Raw genomic sequence first — 15,944 nt, forward strand, 5'->3', positions numbered from 1 at the left:
GCGTCTCCGCCCGCATCGTCTGCACGGCGTCGGCGACCACGGCATCCACCCCAGCCAGGATCCGGGCGGAGTCGACGTTGCCGCCGCCGGCTTGGCCGAGATCGGAGAACTCCAGGCTCTGCTGCCCCGGCACCGTGTAGTCGCCGCCGTCGACGACCGCCGCGAACCTGGGGAAGGCACCGGTCATGGCGGACAGCCAGGGCGCGGCCAGCGTGGCGAACTCCGTGGCGCTCACGCCGGACGGCGCGACCATGGCGACGCCGTGGAAGAACCCGGCGAACATGACGTACATGCCGGCGAGCAGGGCCAGGTCGTACAGCGACGCGAGGCCGGGGTCCGCGCCGAAGTAGGTGCTGGTTCCCCACCTGTCGAGCAGCGGCCGGTGCGTGTCGAACGCGGCGGCGGACCCGCTGTAGAGGATCGACGAGCCGGGCTGGCCGATCATGGCGGGGACGGCCATGATGCCGCCGTCGAGGTACGTCACGCCGCTGGCGGCGGCCCAGGCGGCCAGTTCGCGCGCCTGCTCCGGCGTCGTCGTCGTCACGTTGACCAGGGTCCGGCCGGCCAGGTCGCCGGCCAGCGGGTCGAGCACCTCGTGGACTGAGGCGTGGTCCAGCAGGCAGACGACGACCAGTTGGCCGGCGCGGACCGCCTCGGCGGCGGTGCTGGCCGGGATCGCGCCCTGGGCGACGAGCGCGCTCGCCCTGTCGGCCGAGCGGTTCCAGACCGTTGGTGTGCAGCCGGCCCGCGCCAGAGCAGCCGTCAGGGCGCTGCCCATCGCCCCCAGCCCGAGGACGCTCACCGGAAGGTCGTGCCGTGTGTCCATGCTTCTGATCCCCTCGTGATGTCGGTCGAGGAAATCCTTTCCGCAGCCGATAGAGTTGACCAGTACCGACAAACTAGTGCGGTACTTACCTTCTGGTAAGTGCACTCTGGAGGGCGGATGGCACCGACTGCGCGACGTGGACCGTACTTCTGCGGCATCGACGCGGCGATGGACGTCGTCAGCGGCAAGTGGAAGTCGCTGATCCTCTGGGAGCTGCACCATTACGGGGTCCGTCGGTTCGCCGAACTGCGGCGGGGCCTTGCGGGCGTCAGCGAGAAGATGCTGGTCCAACATCTGCGCGAGATGGAGGAGGACGGGCTCGTGCACCGCGAGGTATACCGCGAGGTGCCGCCGAAGGTCGAATACTCACTGACCGACCACGGTGTCTCCCTCAACGCCGCGCTGGCCCCGCTGGGCGCGTGGGGCACCGACCGCATCCGACGAATCGGCGCCGACAAGATCCCGGTCGAGCCCTAATCCCCACGAAAGCCCTGGTAGGCCCACCAACAGCCCCAGCCGATGGCGGCGAAGCAGGCGATCCGCACCGCGAGCAGGATCGGCAGACCCAACCGGCCCTGATCGACGAGCCAGTCGCGCAGCCCCCAGAAGAGCGCGGTGAACACGACCGCGGCCACCACCACGACGACCAGGCCGGTCACCACCCGCACCCAGCGGCGGATCGGCGCAACCCGGGCAGCGTCGCGGTCGCCCCCTGCCATGCCGGTCAGCCTGGTTCCGGCACACGGCGTCCGCGCCCCCTCCCCGCTTCGCTGATCACGGGGTCGAATCCCGTGAACTCGGTGCTGGGCGGGGCGGTTGCGGGGCATGGATACGCTTCGTTGTCACGGGGTGACCGGCGCAGCATCAAGTGGCGAGGAGGAGCCGATGACGCCTCGAACGTGTACGGACGGCACGATCCAGCACCTGTCCGTGGATCTCGACGACGCGGCCGACGGGGACGGCGGCCAGACGGGTCTCACGCTGTGTTCGACTCCGCAGCGCCCGGTCTGGGGCAGTGACCAGTGGGCGATCGACATCGCCTATGAGATGCATCGCAGTGACAGTCGCGTGGACGTCGCCGCCTTGCCGCCGTGCGGGGAGTGCGTGCGGGTGGCGGAGTTGCTGGCCGACCCGGACACGGTGCCGCCGCTGCACCGGAGGACTCCCCGGCCGGAGGTCGCCTCCGGGTTCGGCGGCGAGGAGATCCGCGGTGTCCTGCGCACCGACATCGCCACCGGAGCCTCCCTCGGCCGGCGGGCCGCCGTACACCTGCTGACCTTCACCGCGGTCCCGGACCAGCCGGGCTTCGGTGACCTCGTGCGGATCCTGGATCTGCCCTGGGACATGGGCGACATCGTGCGGATGGGGCAGGTCAACGACTGGGCGGCGGTGGTCGACTTCGCGGCGTCCGCCGACGTGTCGGACCGGGACCGGCAGTTGGTCGCCGTGGCCGCGAGCCTCGCCGGTGGGCCGTCGGTCGACCTCGAAGCCGCGGTCAGCTTCGTCGACGATCCCACGGCGGCCCGGCGGGTGATCGAGGCGATCGCGATCGCCACGGGTCACGGCGACCGGTGGCAGCTCACCGAGAGCCCGGCGAGCGCCAGTGCCTGACCGCTGTCACGGGCGGCGTCGCGCCGGCACCGAACCTCAGCCGGGCAGCGGCGGGCACTCCAGGACGGCGATCGAGTTTCCGGCGAACAACCCCAGGTGCGGGTGCCCGGAGAAGATCTGAACCGCCTCGTCGTGCGAGGCCGCTTCCACAATGGTGTACGCGGTCAGGGCGTCGGTGAAGTCCTCGACGCCCTGTGCCGTGACCAGCTTCTTGGCGTTCAGCGGAGCACCGGGGTCGACGATGGCCTTCTCGTTGGCCTGCGCCCAGGCCGCCCACGCGTGGAGGAACTCGGTCTGCCGCTGGTCGCTGAGGTCGGCAGTGTCGGCCTCGTCAGCCGCGCCGCTGAAGAGCGCAAGAAACCCGCCCATCCCCGGATCGTACCGTCCGCGTGCTCCGTCGGACTCCGCCACTCACCATGGGCAGGATCTTAAAAAAATTAAGATCAACCTCTTGGAAGTTGAGGATTCCTGAGCTACAAATTCAGGTATGACAGATCAGGCGATGGACTGGCAGGACCTCACCGGCCTGACGCGAGGGCAGCCGTTCGTCGTCGAGCGGGTGCGGCTGGTGAGCAACGGCGTCGCTATCGAGGGCGAGTTCGAGCCACCGCAACTGGCTCAGCTCAACGTCGAGGACCAGGTGTTCGTCACGGCGTTCGTGCGCTGCCACGGATCGATCAAGGAGATGGAACGCATCTTCGGGGTGAGCTACCCGACGATCAAGTCACGGCTCAACCGGATCACGCAGATGCTCGACTTCGTCGAGACCGACCCGGCACCCTCACGGGCCGACATCATCGACCGGTTGCGCCGCGGTGAGATCACCGCCGAGCAGGCGCTGGCCGAGCTGGACGGCCGGACGTGATGCCGCAGGTGGTGACCGTCACTGTCGACCGCTCGGACCGCCGGCCCATCCGCATCTGGGTTCCGGTGCTCCCCGTGGTGCTCGTGCTCTTCCCAGTCGTGGTCCTGGTCGTGTTGGCGGCGATCGTGGCCTGCGTCGTGTTCCGCATCGGTGTGGTGCGGGCACTCGGCGCCGCCTGGCGTGTCATCTCCGCGCTGCCCGGCGCCCGCTTCGACATCGCGCAGGGCCGCACGGCCGTGCTCGTGGCTATCCGATAGGAGAGGTTCCCATGACCGAACACCGCAAGGACATCCTCGACATGCTGGCCGCCGGCAAGATCACCGCGGAGGAGGCGGAGCAGCTCATCGCCGCACTCGAACGCGACCAGGCACCGGCGACGGCGAGTCACGACGCCCGACCGAAGGGCAGGGTGAAGTACCTGCGGGTGCTCGTCGACGCCACCGACAACGGCGAGCCGTCGCGGGTCAACGTGCGGGTGCCACTGCAACTGCTGCGCGCCGGCGTACGGCTGGCGGCGCTGGTCCCGCCGCAGGCCCTGGTCAAGGCCAACGCCTCACTCAGCGAGTCGGGTGTGCCGATCGACCTGACGCAGCTCAAGCCCGAGCAGTTGGAGGCGCTCGTGGAGCACCTCGACGAGGTGACAGTGGAGGTGGACTCGCCCGATGCCACGGTGCGGGTCTTCTGCGAGTAGATCACGGCCAGGCTGGGCACCTGACGTTCTCCAGTCGCGGGCTCCCTCAGCCCTTGGCCTGGCTGCGACGGGCCCGCCGACGGGGCTTGTCGTCGCCGCCGGCGAGCCGGGTGAAGGTGAGCATGTTCGCCAACGCCACGGCGATGATCGCGAGGCCGACCTGGATCGCGAGCACGACCCAGTCCCAGCGCAGCACCCACAGCTTCACGCTGGCGCCGTCGTCGAGGTCGAGTGCCCTGGCGACCACCGTGCCCAGCACCGCCGAGCCGACGCCGAGGACGAACGTGGCGAAGACGCCGATCCGCTGCCTTCCCGGCAGGATGAGCCGGCCGAGCAGGCCGACGAGGGCACCGATGAGCACCGCGGCGAGATAACCAGTTACCAGCATTGCCGTCTCCCCTCCAGCAGTGCCGACGTACATGCCCGGATCTCACGTGCCCGGAAACCCCGCCCCGCCTGCTCGACACGATGGATAGCCTGCCGGCATGGCAAAGGTTGTCACCTACCTGGAGATGAAGGACGCCAAGGACCTGCGACCGGGGAAGGTGGTGCCGGACCTTCGCCTCCGGCGCGTCGACGGTGACCTGCCGCTCGTGCGTGCCATCAACGGGCAGGTCGGAGCGCCCTACGGGTGGCGGAGCGCGTCCCGCACGGACGAAGAATGGCAGGAGCTGACGCGGTGTCATCCGCTGCGCCAGTACCGGTTCATCACCCTGAACGACGAAACCGTGGGGGTGGCGAATCTGGAACCCCAGCCTGGCGGCGACGTGGAGATCACCACCTTCGGGCTGTTGCCGGAATATGTCGGGAGGGGTCTCGGCGGTCATGCGCTGACGCTGACCATCCGGCAGGCCTGGGACAGCGTGGCGGTGGACTCTCCGGCGGTCCGCAGGGTGTGGCTGCACACCAGCTCGCTGGACCATCCGAATGCCCTGCGCAACTATCAGCGACGCGGCTTGACCGTCTACCGCACCGAGGTCGAAGCCGACTGATAGTTGACGCCCGGCGTGACCACCCGCCGTCGTCGTGGACCGGAGCAACCGGCCAGTCACCGGGTGAGGCCGACAAGCGTCGCCAGTCGCGCCACGCCGGCCGGCGCCGGCCGCGCGCGGGCAACCTCGACCGCCGCGGTACGCCCCAACGACCGGCACCGAACCCCAGCCGGCGCGATGCTGTCCGCGTCCACCAACGCCCGTGCCGCGCCACGCAGGCCACCCACCCAGAGGTACGCCCGCGCGACGGCGCGTGCCCGAGCCGCCAAGATCAGACGCAGGCAACGGCTTGTTGCGCCACTACGCTAAGCACTACTCTCCTGACCGACAGCACCTGCCAGCCGTCTGTCTCTTTGATGGGGGTCGCGATGAAGCTGACCAAGCTCTATAAGGATCCTGGCTCGGGTGGCAACGGGTGCCCCACGGTCTACCTCGGCGAGAGTGGGGAGCTTGTCGTTCAAGGGGACCTCATTGACGAGGACACCTTCGGCGAGCTAGAGAACGTTCTTCCTGGTGAGGGTGCCGTCCGGATTCCCGCCGAGGTCTTGCTCGGTGCAATTGAGCGCTACCGCGAGTCCGAGCAGCGGTGATCGCGCGTTGACCCGGTCCTTCACGTCTCTCGATGACGACGAGTTCAACCGACTGTTCCGCGACTTCCAGTACACGGCTTACCGGCTGGAGACGCTTCAGCGGTACGACGTGTCGTACGAGCAGGATGAGTTCAGTCGCTTCCTGGCGGGTCAGACCCGCGGCGAGTTTCCCGGGATCGCTGCCTGGTGCGAAACCGTGCGGGCAGCGGTGTCGGCGGGCAAGCGTATGCATCGTGTCCACGTCGTCACCGAGCCGCTGTCCGACTATGTGCGATTCGAGTGTGGGTGGGCCTACGAGCACACGGTCGAGGCGGGAGAGGACGTCCGCCTCATCGTGGTTGCCGGCGATGACTGGCCGGTCGCATTGCCGCACTACGACTACTGGTTGTTCGACTCGGCACGGCTGGTGGCCATGCACTACGACGAGGATGGGCGCTTCGTCTCCGGCGAGTTGATCAGCGAGCCGGAGCAGATCGTGCAGGCCAGCCTGTGGCGTGATGCGGCCGTCTCAGCGTCGGTCCCCTATCGGAAGATCGCAGACCAGCTCCAGATCAACGCCCCATGACCCGCCGCTCGCCGTCGGGCCGGCAGCCTGAACGACTCGACCCGCCGCGTCAACTCCCCCTCGATGCCACCCGCTTCGTCAACCGCGTGCAGACCCTCACTCGGCTGGACGCGGCGCTGCCGACCGGCGATGAATCCGCGGTTGCGGGACTCCGGCCGATGACCGTGGCTACCATCGCGGGCGCACCTGGTGTGGGCAAGACGGCGCTGGCTGTCCATTGGGCTCACCGCGCACGCGGGTGGTTCACCGATGGGGATCTCTACGTCGACATGCGCGGCTACGGCCCTGGGCCTGCCCTCGATGTCGGCCAGGCGCTGGACACGTTCCTCCGCGCCCTGCACGTGCCGGTGGAGCGGATCCCCACGGATACTGACGGACGTGCCGCTCTCTTCAGGTCCGTGCTGAACGGCAAGCGCATCCTGATCGTGGTGGACAATGTGTCCGCCGTTGGCCAGGTCCGGCCACTACTCCCCGCCACGCCGACCTGCATGGCGATCGTCACCAGTCGCAGTAGGTTGTCCGGTCTCGTGGCACGGGAAGGAGCATCGCGGATGACTTTGGACGTCCTGACTCCCGAAGAAGCAGTAGCGCTGCTCAGCGATAGCATCGGCGGGGGCCGTGTCAGCGCAGAGCCGCAGGACGCCGCTGAGCTTGCTCGTCGCTGCGCCTACCTCCCCCTTGCCCTGCGGATCATCGGGGAACGCATCGCCAACTCTCCCCACGCCACTCTCGCAGAGTTCGTGGCAGACCTCGCCCTGGCCGAGCATCAGCTCGACGCCCTCGCGGTCGACGATGACGAGCTTTCCGACGTGCGGGCGGTGTTCTCCTGGTCCTATCAGTCGCTGCCCGGCGACACAGCGAGGTTCTTCCGCCTCCTCGGGTTACACGCTGGCTCCGACATCTCTGCGGCAGCAGCGGCAGCCCTCACTGGCGTGGGTCTGGCCCGAGCCCGCAATCTGCTTGACCAGCTCACCGCTGCGCACCTCGTGCAGAACACCAGCCGAGACCGATACCTGTTCCACGACCTGCTCCGCGCCTACGCGCTCGAACGAGCACAGGCCGAGGAAACGCCCGAGCAACAGCGACAATCGCGACGCCGCGTCTACTCCTGGTACCTGTGGATGGCTGAAGAAGGCCGCAAGACCATTCTTCCGCACTCGCAGGCCGTCGCTCTGCCCGCCAGCGAAGGCGGCGTCGCCCTCGCTCCTCCGCGGACGGGGGCCGAGGCGATGGCATGGTTCGAGCGGGAGCGGCTGAACCTTCTGGACACCGTTCGGCAGGCCGACGATCTGGGAGAGCTTGACATCGCCTGGCAGTTGCCGGTGGTCAGCGACGGCTTCTTCGAGCTCAAGTCCTATTGGGCCGACTGGCGCGACATCCACCTCACCGGCCTACGTGCGGCGCGCTCCGCGGGATCACGCCTCGGCGAGGCTGCCAACCTCCGCTGCCTGGGCGACGCCTACTGGCGCATGGGGCAGCGCGAGACCGCGCTCGACTGCTACCACCAAGGCGTCGCCGCAAGCCGTGAAGTCGACGACCACTGGGTGGAAGGATTTTGCCTGCGTGGACTCGGCCTCATCCACGAGGAGCTTGGACAGACGGACGAGGCCATGGACCTCTACGGCCAAGCGAGAGAAATCTTTCGTCGCCATGGCATCACCCGTGGCGAGGGCATGTCGTTGCTCAGCCTCGGCAACGGGCACCGCACACGCGGAGACCTCGACAGGGCTATTGCCTACTACCAGCGAGCCGTTGCCGTCCTCGGCAGCATCGACGATGACTGGAGCGTCGCCTGGGCCTCCTATCCCCTCGGCTTGGCGTATCAACAGGTCGGCCGGCTCGGCGAGGCCCTGGAGCGGCACACGCATGCCCTGGAGCTGTTCCGCAGGTTCGACGACCGACGCTGCGAAGGGCTCACCCTGGCAGCCCTCGGCGACACTCACCACGCCACCGGCCAGCACGAAGACGCGCAACGCTGTTGGCAGCAGGCACTACAGATCCTCGATCCGCTCGGAGATCCCCACGCCGGTGCCGTTCGTAGCCTTCTCGCACCCACCGGCAGCGGCGAGAGCACCTGACGTCCCAAAGGCATCGCCCCTCCACACCCTAAGACGCGCCGACGACGAGCCCAGCCAGCATGTTCTGGTAGGCAGCGAGGTGCACGACCGGGATGCCGTACGTGCGAGCGCAGACCCGGTGCGCCACGCCGTGGCTGTGGCCGACGTACCGACCGCTGACGGCGCCAGCGGGTGTAGCGCTCTTACTTCTCCAAGTCAGCGAGCATCGCCGCGGCCTGCGCGAGCTGCCCTTCGTGGCACACCGGTATTCCGTGACGGAGCAGTTCCTCAGTGGCTACTCCCCGTCCGGGCACGGTACGGCCGGTGAACGAGCCGTCGTAGATCACGCTGCTGCCGCAGGTTGGGCTGCCGTCGACGAGGATCGCGAGCGCGACGCCTGCCGCTACCGCCCGATCCAGTGCTCGTCGAGCGGCGAGCCGGAACAGGTCGGTCACGTCCGCGCCGGTGGCTTCCTCAACCCGCGCGGAACCCGCGAGCACGTCCGCCGCAGTCCCGCCCACTATCTCGGCGGGCGGACGAGGAACGGGAAATCCCACCGCGACCTCCGGACAGAACCGCACCAGGCGTCCTTCGGCCGACCAGCGGTCCCAGATCAGCGAGTTCACCGGCACGTATGTCGCGTTGTACCGCAGCGCCCGCCCCTGCAAGCATCCGCTGACAAGCACCTTCAGCATGGGCCGAACCGTAGCGTTATGCCGTTGGCGGGGGTGCAGGGGGCGCGAGCGGGCGCAGGCCGTCGAACAGAACGGCAAGGCTCCGGTCGATGACGGGGCCGGAGTAGTCACCGGTTTCCGCCGCCATGCTGGCACCCCGCAGCAGGGCGAGTATCTCGGGCATGTCGACGTCGGGGCGTACGGCGCCGACGCGTTGGGCGTCGCGCAGAAGCTCTGCCAGCGCTTCACGCATCCGCGTACGCTGATCTTCCTGCTCTGCTTTGACATCGATCCCGGCGCTGCGCAACGCGTCCGTCAGGGTCTTCTTGCCGGCCGCGTCCGCGACGACCTGCGCGAAGAACGTGAAGAACCCGGTCGCTGGCTCCGCGGCGGCGCGCAACCGGGCGGCCTCGTCGAGCAGCAGGTCCACCCGCGCCGAGACGATCGCCGCGTAGAGGGCTTCCTTGGTGGCGAAGTGCCGGTACACGGTGCCGACACCCACTCCGGCCCGACGGGCGATCTCGTCCATGCGGGCGGTTGGCCCCTGCTCGCCGAGCACGCTCTCGGCCGCTTCGAGGACCTTCGCGCGGTTGCGCGCCGCATCCGAGCGGATCATGCCGGCCTCCTCCGATCGACACCCTTGACAAGCGGAATACAGGTTCCGTATCTTCAAGCGGAATGCTGATTCCGATTGTACGAGGGGTGGCATGCGGTACGCGACACTGGGCCGATCCGGCCTCCACGTCTCCCGGGCCTGCCTGGGGACGATGAACTTCGGCACCGACCCGCAGGCACCCACGCCGGCCACCGAGGCCCGCCGCGTCATCGGCGAGTTCCTCGACGCCGGCCACAACTTCATCGACACCGCGGACACCTACCGAGGCGGCACCAGCGAAGAGGTCGTCGGCCAGGCCATCGCCCACCGCCGCTCCGAGGTCGTCCTGGCCACCAAGGGGGCGGCACCGCAAGGTGCCGGACCCAACAACCGGGGCCTGTCCCGCGCCCACCTGACTCGCGCCCTGGAGGCGAGCCTGCGCCGACTGGGCACCGACTACGTCGACCTGTACCAGTGCCACGTGCCCGACCCGGACACCCCGATCGACGAAACAATGGCAGCGCTCGACGGCTTCGTACGCTCCGGCAAGGTCCGCTACGTCGGCTGTTCCAACTTCACCGCCGCCGGAATCGTCAGCGCCCAGTGGCGGCGCAACGCGTCGGCGGCACACCCTTCATCAGCCTGCAAGCCAACTATTCCCTGATCACACGCGCCATCGAGGCCGAGATCGTGCCCACCTGCCAGCACCACGGGCTCGGCATCCTCGCCTACAGCCCGCTCGGCAGCGGCCTGCTCGCCGGTCGATACCGGCGCGGCACCGCGCCGGCCACCGGCTCCCGACTCGCCGAATGGGCGGCCATGCCCAGCCCGATGGCACGCGCCTTCGTGACAGGTCTCCTCGCCGAGCGGCATTTCGACATCGTCGACGACGTCACCACCGCCGCCGCCGAGTTGGGAACGACCCCGCCAACGGTGGCGCTCGCCTGGCTCGGCAGCCGCCCCGAGATCACCTCTGTGGTCCTCGGCCCCCGCTCGGCCGATCACCTGAGCGCCAACCTCGCCGGCCTCGCGTTCGAGCTGCCGGAAGGCGTCTCCACCCGGCTGGATGCGGCAAGCCGGTGCACCATCACCCCTCCGGTCAGCGGCCAGCACCACACCGCCTGATCCGACGACGGGCGGCCCGCGCCACACCAGCGTCAGCCACTGACGCGTTACTCATCGAATGCTCATCGGTCTGCGGCAAGGTCGAGAGGAACGCCTGCCGACCTCCGGCAGGTGCACCGTTCCGGCACCGACCGGCGACCACCCACGGGGAGAACAGCACGTGGACCTGCAGCTCAGCGGCAAGACCGCATTCATCAGCGGATCCAGTCAAGGCATCGGTTACGCCACCGCGAAGGCCCTGGCCGGCGAGGGTGTCAACGTGGTCCTCAACGGCCGCGACCCGGCAAAGCTGGCCGAGGCTGTCGAGGTGTTGCGGCGGGAGGCGCCCGGCGTATCCGTCACCGGTATCCAAGCCGACTTCTCGGTTGTCGAGGACGTCGACAGGCTGTGCGACGAACTGCCCAGCGTTGACATTCTCATCAACAACGTCGGGCTCTTCGAGCTCAAACCCTTCGACCTCATCTCCGACGAGGAGTGGCGGCGCTACTTCGAGGTGAACGTACTCAGCGGGGTCCGGCTCGCGCGGCACCTCATGCCGGCGATGCTCGACCGGGGGTGGGGCCGGGTCGTGTTCGTGAGCAGCGAATCGGGCGTCAACATTCCCGCCGACATGATTCACTACGGCACGTCCAAGACGGCGATGCTCGCAGTGGGCAACGGCCTGGCGAAGCTGACGAAGGGCACCGCGGTGACCGTCAACTCGGTGCTGGGCGGGCCCACCTATTCCACAGGCGTCGCCGAAACGGTCAGGTCGCTGGCCGATGCCCAATCCCTCCTCGAAGACGACCTGAAAGTGGCGATCATCGGGGCCAACCAGACCTCCCTCCTGGGACGCTTCATCGAACCGAGTGAGATCGCGAACGCCGTGACCTTCCTCGCCAGTCCCGCCGCGTCCGCGATCAACGGATCGGCGGTACGCGTCGATGGAGGTGTGCTGACAACGATTCTGTGAGTCCGTGGCGGCGAAGCAGCTTCCGTCCAGCAGGCCCCGGGCTGCGGTCCTGACCGCGATGCCGGGCATCGGGGTCAGGACCGCGCATCCTGACGCCCCGGCACAGCCACGCACCATCGTCCCGGACCGAAGCAGCCGGCCAGTCAGCGGGCGAGGCCGACCAGCGTCGCCAGTCGCGCCACGCCGGCCGGCGCCGGCTGCGCGCGGGCAACCTCGGCGATCACGGTACGCGCCAGCGGCCGGCACCGAACCTCAGCCGGCGCGACACTGTCCGCGTCCACCAGGGCGCGGGCAGCCCCGCGCAGATCACCCACCTGGAGGTACGCCCGCGCGACATCCACCAGGTACGCGCCCCGATACTCGGCCGGCAACCGCCGCCACGCCTCCCGCCGCACCACCGTCGAATGCCCGCGCAGCGCCCCGCCTGCGTCACCCCGGTGCGCCGCCACCACCACCCGAGCCAACTCGACAACAACCGGCCCGAAGCTGGTGCGGTGCGTGTCGTCGTACCCCCGAAGGTGCGCGGCAACGCCCGCGGCCCGGTCGGTCAACTCCCCGGCGCGGTGGTGGTCGCCGCTGCCAGCGGCGGCAAGAGCGGCCTGCACCAACAACGTCCCACCCACCGCCCACTCCCCCGCCGACCGCTGCGGCCGAACACGGTTCGCGGCAGCGAGGGAGGCGGCCAGGGCCAGGCGGTCGCGGCCGGCGGCGCGGAGCGCCTGGCTGACCGAGATGGCCGCCGTCGCCGCGAGCGCCGGGTCGTCGGCGGCGGTGGCCATCGCCCGGTCGGCCGCCAGCCAGGCCAGGTCGGCCTCGCCGAGCTTGACCAGCAGTGACGAGGTGATCCGGTACGCCGGCACCAGCACCTCCGCCGACCGCACGCCCTGGACCGCGTCGAGCAGACCCGGCAACACCCGCACCAACTGCCCGTAGTGCGCGTGCTGGTAGGACAACCAGGCGTACCCGATCTGCCTCCGCAACTCGTCCGGCGTCTGGGCCGGGGCCTGCGGGATGTCGTAGCGGGCGAGCGCGGCCCGGATGTCGTCCACCCCGTCCGGCGTGCCCGCCGGGGTGCTCGGCTGCTGACCGAGCAGCACCTCCGGATCGACCCGCAGGACGTGGGCCAGTTCCTGGATCACCGAGTACCGGTCCAGGGCGCGCACGCCCCGCTCCACCTTGTCCACCCAGCTCTTCGACCTACGCAGCCGGTCGGCGAGCATCTGCTGCGTCATCGACCGCCGCACCCGCCAGCGGGCGACGCGGCGGCCGATCGGGAGGTCATCGCTTGTCACGCCGCCACCGCCGGTCCGGGACCGCGCGGGTCGTATCATCGATGGGTACGCGCTCCGCCTCGGCCTGGGCTAGGAGGCGCTGCTTGGCAGCCTCCCGCTCGGCCGCCTCACCCGTGTTGTCCGGAGCGTTGTCGTCCTGCCCGCCCAATCCCCGCCTCCTCCGTCATAGTTCCGGGAGGGTCGCCGCCCTCCCAGGTCAGGACGTGATCGCGTCCCAAACCGGACACTAGGGCGGGTTGGTGATGCGGTGATTACTGCCAGTTATGCGGCCAGGTTGATGCCGATGCGGCCGGCGAGCAGCCGCAGGTCGTCGGGGATGGCTCGGCGCTGGGCGCGCTGGGCAAGGGTCACCACGGCGTCGCGGGCGAGCGGGTTGATGGCGAACGGAATCGGCGCGGCCTGTTCGGCCCGGATGAACGCTGCAAGGGCCTCGGAGTCCCGACGACCGCCGTCCGCGAGCGCTCGCCCAATGTCGAGCCAGTACGACAGTTGGCGATTGGATGCCTTGAGTACCTGCGGTCGGATCGTGCGGGACAGCTCGATTATCTTGCCGTACTCGCCCTGCTCAGCCGCGATGGACATCCTCCAGAGCCCCACATTGGTTGGCCCGAAGCAGCAGCCGTTGAAGCCGCCGCCGTCGTCCGGATCTCCCAGAGTCGCCGCCTCCCTGGTGGCCTCCGCGAGGTGGTCGCGGGCAACGTCCGGGCGAGCGTCCACGGTCGAGGCCAGCGCTGCCATGAGGTGAAGCTGGCCGAGCATCTGCCGGACTCGGACATCGGATGCGTTGCCCTGAAGCTCCACCAGCGAGCGGTTACTGACTCTGGCCGCCAAGCGCGCGGATTCGATCGGCAGGCTCTGCGCATAGATGAACCGAGATGCGCCGATCCACGCTCGATCTTCGACGTCCTCGGCAGCCGATACGGATATTCGGGAGGCGTTGAGGGCCAGGTGGCGGTAGCCGAGGTGCCGGAGACAGGTGGAGGCCAGGTAGGCGACCTGAGCGAGCGCGGTGCCGCCCACGGCGGCGGCTTCGAGCAGCAGAGTTGGGAGCATGCGGGCCATGGCCGGGTAGTTGCACGAATTGCGGAGCTGATCGGCGCGAGCGATCTCGGCCGCCAGTTGATCCGCGGTGTAGGTCGACGGGCGGCGCTCGCCGTCCTCAATCTCGATCAGGGCCGACCAGACGGCCGGCACGCACTCGGCGGCGCTCTCGCGGGCCGGATCGCCGGACTCGGTGCCCTGGCCGAGCAGGTCGGCCACGGTGACTTGGAGTGCGGCAGCGAGAGCAACCAGGGTGGACCGGCGATCGATGGTCTTTCGGCCGGACTCGACCTGCGAAACATAGGACTGGGTGACGCCGGCGAGCCCAGCGAGGACGGCCTGAGTCATCCCGCCACGACGCATCCGCCAGTACCGGATCCTGGCACCGATGGTGTCCGGCTTCGTCACCATGCCTACGCCTACCCCTAGTTAGAGGATCGAATTGGCATTGAACCCGCTACCCCCGCCCGGTTGGACGCTACACCCGCAGAGCACCGCATCGGTGACGCTGAGCGCCATGGCGTGCCTCTGCCCTCAGCCATCCTCGGGTGATACCAAAGGCCGCACCGCATCAGACCTCATCAGCCGGCGCGCAGCTCCCAATCGGGATGCAGGGCTGAACGGCCGAGCGTGTGCCAACTTCCCGTTATGCGGCCAGGTTGATGCCGATGCGGCCGGCGAGCAAGCGCAGCTCGTCGGGGATGGCTCGACGCTGGGCGCGCTGGGCCAGGGTCACCACGGCATCGCGGGCGAGGGGGTTGATAGCGAACGGCACCGGTGCTGCCCGCTCGGCCTGCACGAACGCAGCGAGGGCCTCGACGTCTCGGCGACCGCCATCCCCCAGCGCGCGGCCGAGGTCGAGCCAGTAGGACTGCTGGCGGATCGACGCTGCGAGCACTTGTGGTCGGACAGTCCGAGACAGCTCAATGACCCGGCCGGACTCGCCCTGCTCGGCGGCGATAGACATTTTCCACAGCCCGACGTTGGTTGGTCCGAACCCACAGCCGTTGAATCCCGCGCCGTCGACCGGATCCCCGAGCGTTGCCGCCTCGCGAGTTGCCTCGGCCAGGTGATCGCGAGCTACGTCCAATCGGCCGCTGACCGTCGACGTCAACGCGGCCGAGAGGTGGAGTTGGCCGAGCATCTGTCGCACCCGCTCGTCGGTGGCGTCAGCTTGCAGTTCGGTCAGTGACCGGTCGGCGGCACGGGCCGCGACTGATGCGGACTCGATTGGCAGGCTTTGTGCATAGGCGAAGCGGGACGCTGCGATCCATGCCGGGTCCTCGGTGTCTTCGGCGACCGCCCCGGCGAGCCGGGCGGCGTTGAGGGCCAGGTGGCGGTAGCCGAGGTTCCGCAGGCAGGTGGCCGCTTGGTAGGCGACCTGAACGAGCACGGTGCCCCCCACGGCGGCGGCTTCGAGCAGGAGGTTGGGCAGCAGACGAGCCATCGCCGGGTAGTTGCACGAGGTGCGAAGCTGCTCGGCGCGGGCAATCTCAGTCGTCAGGCGTTCCGTCGTGTAGGTCGACGGGCGGCGCTCGCCGTCCTCAATCTCGATCAGGGCCGACCAGATCGCTGGCACACACTCGGCGGCGCTCTCGCGGGCCGGATCGCCGGACTCGGTGCCCTGACCGAGCAGGTCAGCCACCGTGACCTGGAGCGCGGCAGCGAGAGCGACAAGAGTGGACCGGCGATCGATCGTCTTCCGACCCGACTCGACCTGCGACACGTATGACTGGGTGACGCCCGCTAGCCCGGCGAGGACGGCCTGAGTCATCCCGCCACGGCGCATCCGCCAGTACCGAATCCTGGCACCAATGCTGTTCGGCTTCCTGATCATGCCTTAGCCCATCCTGTGCGCAGGGCCAAGCAACGGCCACGAAGCACCGCCACCGCCACGTTTGAACGCTACACCAGTCGAGGGTCGAGGTGCTGGGGCTAAGTGCCGAGGGCCTTCCCCCTCGGCAATCATCCCCACGCATAACAAGCAACACGGCCCTCGGTCCGAAGAGCTTTGCGTCCGCGGCTGCCTAACAAAACCCGGGTGTTGGCCGTCAACCAATGCCCCGCC

Annotated in this window: 23 protein-coding genes; 12 read left to right on the plus strand and 11 right to left on the minus strand. The window is 68.9% G+C overall.

Annotated features, from left to right (window positions below):
• Window positions 1–826 (minus strand): NAD(P)-binding domain-containing protein (locus AB0A95_RS26545; protein WP_357558460.1); only part of this gene is annotated, 826 nt, incomplete at its 3' end.
• 117 nt (window positions 827–943) lie between these two features.
• On the opposite strand from AB0A95_RS26545, the gene AB0A95_RS26550 reads away from it, so the two are divergent.
• Window positions 944–1,303, plus strand: a complete 360-nt coding sequence (locus AB0A95_RS26550; RefSeq protein ID WP_357558461.1) for a helix-turn-helix domain-containing protein — start codon at window positions 944–946, stop codon at window positions 1,301–1,303.
• Here AB0A95_RS26550 and AB0A95_RS26555 read toward each other — a convergent pair.
• Window positions 1,300–1,545: a hypothetical protein gene (locus AB0A95_RS26555; RefSeq protein ID WP_357558462.1), complete on the minus strand. Its 246-nt coding sequence runs from the start codon at window positions 1,543–1,545 to the stop codon at window positions 1,300–1,302. The genes AB0A95_RS26550 and AB0A95_RS26555 overlap by 4 nt on opposite strands.
• Window positions 1,546–1,711: 166 nt before the next feature.
• Between AB0A95_RS26555 and AB0A95_RS26560 the strand changes: the two genes are divergently transcribed.
• Complete coding sequence (locus AB0A95_RS26560; RefSeq protein ID WP_357558463.1) at window positions 1,712–2,437, plus strand: hypothetical protein; 726 nt, start codon at window positions 1,712–1,714, stop codon at window positions 2,435–2,437.
• Between the two features lie 36 nt (window positions 2,438–2,473).
• Here the strand turns inward: AB0A95_RS26560 and AB0A95_RS26565 are convergent, their stop codons facing one another.
• On the minus strand, window positions 2,474–2,806 hold the full coding sequence (locus AB0A95_RS26565; protein WP_357558464.1) for a hypothetical protein: 333 nt from the start codon (window positions 2,804–2,806) through the stop codon (window positions 2,474–2,476).
• A gap of 118 nt (window positions 2,807–2,924) precedes the next feature.
• Between AB0A95_RS26565 and AB0A95_RS26570 the strand changes: the two genes are divergently transcribed.
• The 3 genes from AB0A95_RS26570 to AB0A95_RS26580 are packed head-to-tail and all read left to right on the plus strand — an operon-like array spanning window position 2,925 to window position 3,993.
• Window positions 2,925–3,302 carry a DUF2089 domain-containing protein gene (locus AB0A95_RS26570; RefSeq protein WP_357558465.1) on the plus strand — a complete coding sequence of 126 codons (378 nt, stop codon included), beginning with the start codon at window positions 2,925–2,927 and terminating at the stop codon, window positions 3,300–3,302.
• Window positions 3,302–3,559 carry a hypothetical protein gene (locus AB0A95_RS26575; protein ID WP_357558466.1) on the plus strand — a complete coding sequence of 86 codons (258 nt, stop codon included), beginning with the start codon at window positions 3,302–3,304 and terminating at the stop codon, window positions 3,557–3,559. The genes AB0A95_RS26570 and AB0A95_RS26575 overlap by 1 nt, the downstream gene beginning before the upstream one ends.
• A gap of 11 nt (window positions 3,560–3,570) precedes the next feature.
• Window positions 3,571–3,993 (plus strand): hypothetical protein, encoded by a 423-nt coding sequence (locus AB0A95_RS26580; protein ID WP_357558467.1) that lies wholly within the window; start codon window positions 3,571–3,573, stop codon window positions 3,991–3,993.
• Window positions 3,994–4,039: 46 nt separating this feature from the next.
• On the opposite strand, the gene AB0A95_RS26585 is transcribed toward AB0A95_RS26580, so the two are convergent.
• Complete coding sequence (locus AB0A95_RS26585) at window positions 4,040–4,381, minus strand: GlsB/YeaQ/YmgE family stress response membrane protein (protein ID WP_357558468.1); 342 nt, start codon at window positions 4,379–4,381, stop codon at window positions 4,040–4,042.
• Window positions 4,382–4,478: 97 nt separating this feature from the next.
• Between AB0A95_RS26585 and AB0A95_RS26590 the strand changes: the two genes are divergently transcribed.
• Entirely contained in the window at window positions 4,479–4,985 is a 507-nt protein-coding gene (locus tag AB0A95_RS26590) for a GNAT family N-acetyltransferase (RefSeq protein ID WP_357558469.1), read from the plus strand.
• Window positions 4,986–5,041: 56 nt separating this feature from the next.
• On the opposite strand, the gene AB0A95_RS26595 is transcribed toward AB0A95_RS26590, so the two are convergent.
• Window positions 5,042–5,254: a hypothetical protein gene (locus tag AB0A95_RS26595; protein ID WP_357558470.1), complete on the minus strand. Its 213-nt coding sequence runs from the start codon at window positions 5,252–5,254 to the stop codon at window positions 5,042–5,044.
• 99 nt (window positions 5,255–5,353) lie between these two features.
• On the opposite strand from AB0A95_RS26595, the gene AB0A95_RS26600 reads away from it, so the two are divergent.
• The 3 genes from AB0A95_RS26600 to AB0A95_RS26610 are packed head-to-tail and all read left to right on the plus strand — an operon-like array spanning window position 5,354 to window position 8,218.
• Window positions 5,354–5,575 carry a hypothetical protein gene (locus tag AB0A95_RS26600; protein ID WP_357558471.1) on the plus strand — a complete coding sequence of 74 codons (222 nt, stop codon included), beginning with the start codon at window positions 5,354–5,356 and terminating at the stop codon, window positions 5,573–5,575.
• 7 nt (window positions 5,576–5,582) lie between these two features.
• A complete protein-coding gene (locus AB0A95_RS26605) occupies window positions 5,583–6,140 on the plus strand; it encodes a DUF6879 family protein (protein WP_357558472.1) in 558 nt (185 codons plus the stop codon).
• Window positions 6,137–8,218, plus strand: coding sequence for a tetratricopeptide repeat protein (locus AB0A95_RS26610; protein ID WP_357558473.1), 2,082 nt, complete (start codon window positions 6,137–6,139; stop codon window positions 8,216–8,218). The genes AB0A95_RS26605 and AB0A95_RS26610 overlap by 4 nt, the downstream gene beginning before the upstream one ends.
• A 182-nt stretch (window positions 8,219–8,400) precedes the next feature.
• Here AB0A95_RS26610 and AB0A95_RS26615 read toward each other — a convergent pair whose 3' ends face one another.
• Both AB0A95_RS26615 and AB0A95_RS26620 read right to left on the minus strand, forming a co-directional pair.
• Entirely contained in the window at window positions 8,401–8,892 is a 492-nt protein-coding gene (locus AB0A95_RS26615) for a DUF523 domain-containing protein (protein WP_357558474.1), read from the minus strand.
• A gap of 16 nt (window positions 8,893–8,908) precedes the next feature.
• Window positions 8,909–9,487, minus strand: coding sequence for a helix-turn-helix domain-containing protein (locus AB0A95_RS26620; RefSeq protein ID WP_357558475.1), 579 nt, complete (start codon window positions 9,485–9,487; stop codon window positions 8,909–8,911).
• Between the two features lie 91 nt (window positions 9,488–9,578).
• On the opposite strand from AB0A95_RS26620, the gene AB0A95_RS26625 reads away from it, so the two are divergent.
• The 3 genes from AB0A95_RS26625 to AB0A95_RS26635 all read left to right on the plus strand — a co-directional run bounded on the left by AB0A95_RS26625 (window position 9,579) and on the right by AB0A95_RS26635 (window position 11,543).
• The gene (locus AB0A95_RS26625; RefSeq protein ID WP_357558476.1) at window positions 9,579–10,130 is read left to right on the plus strand and encodes an aldo/keto reductase; all 552 of its coding nucleotides are present in this window, start codon (window positions 9,579–9,581) and stop codon (window positions 10,128–10,130) included.
• Entirely contained in the window at window positions 10,070–10,591 is a 522-nt protein-coding gene (locus tag AB0A95_RS26630) for an aldo/keto reductase (RefSeq protein ID WP_357558477.1), read from the plus strand. Before AB0A95_RS26625 ends, AB0A95_RS26630 begins: the two co-directional genes overlap by 61 nt.
• A 160-nt stretch (window positions 10,592–10,751) precedes the next feature.
• A complete protein-coding gene (locus AB0A95_RS26635) occupies window positions 10,752–11,543 on the plus strand; it encodes an SDR family oxidoreductase (protein ID WP_357558478.1) in 792 nt (263 codons plus the stop codon).
• 143 nt (window positions 11,544–11,686) lie between these two features.
• On the opposite strand, the gene AB0A95_RS26640 is transcribed toward AB0A95_RS26635, so the two are convergent.
• The 4 genes from AB0A95_RS26640 to AB0A95_RS26655 all read right to left on the minus strand — a co-directional run bounded on the left by AB0A95_RS26640 (window position 11,687) and on the right by AB0A95_RS26655 (window position 15,713).
• On the minus strand, window positions 11,687–12,835 hold the full coding sequence (locus AB0A95_RS26640; RefSeq protein WP_357558479.1) for a helix-turn-helix transcriptional regulator: 1,149 nt from the start codon (window positions 12,833–12,835) through the stop codon (window positions 11,687–11,689).
• On the minus strand, window positions 12,822–12,983 hold the full coding sequence (locus tag AB0A95_RS26645; RefSeq protein ID WP_357558480.1) for a hypothetical protein: 162 nt from the start codon (window positions 12,981–12,983) through the stop codon (window positions 12,822–12,824). Before AB0A95_RS26645 ends, AB0A95_RS26640 begins: the two co-directional genes overlap by 14 nt.
• Window positions 12,984–13,096: 113 nt before the next feature.
• On the minus strand, window positions 13,097–14,287 hold the full coding sequence (locus tag AB0A95_RS26650; RefSeq protein ID WP_357558481.1) for a helix-turn-helix domain-containing protein: 1,191 nt from the start codon (window positions 14,285–14,287) through the stop codon (window positions 13,097–13,099).
• A 235-nt stretch (window positions 14,288–14,522) separates the two neighbouring features.
• Window positions 14,523–15,713, minus strand: a complete 1,191-nt coding sequence (locus AB0A95_RS26655) for a helix-turn-helix domain-containing protein (RefSeq protein WP_357558482.1) — start codon at window positions 15,711–15,713, stop codon at window positions 14,523–14,525.
• Window positions 15,714–15,944 lie beyond the last annotated feature (231 nt).

The sequence above is a fragment of the Micromonospora sp. NPDC049230 genome (genome assembly GCF_040647875.1).
GTDB lineage: Bacteria > Actinomycetota > Actinomycetes > Mycobacteriales > Micromonosporaceae > Micromonospora.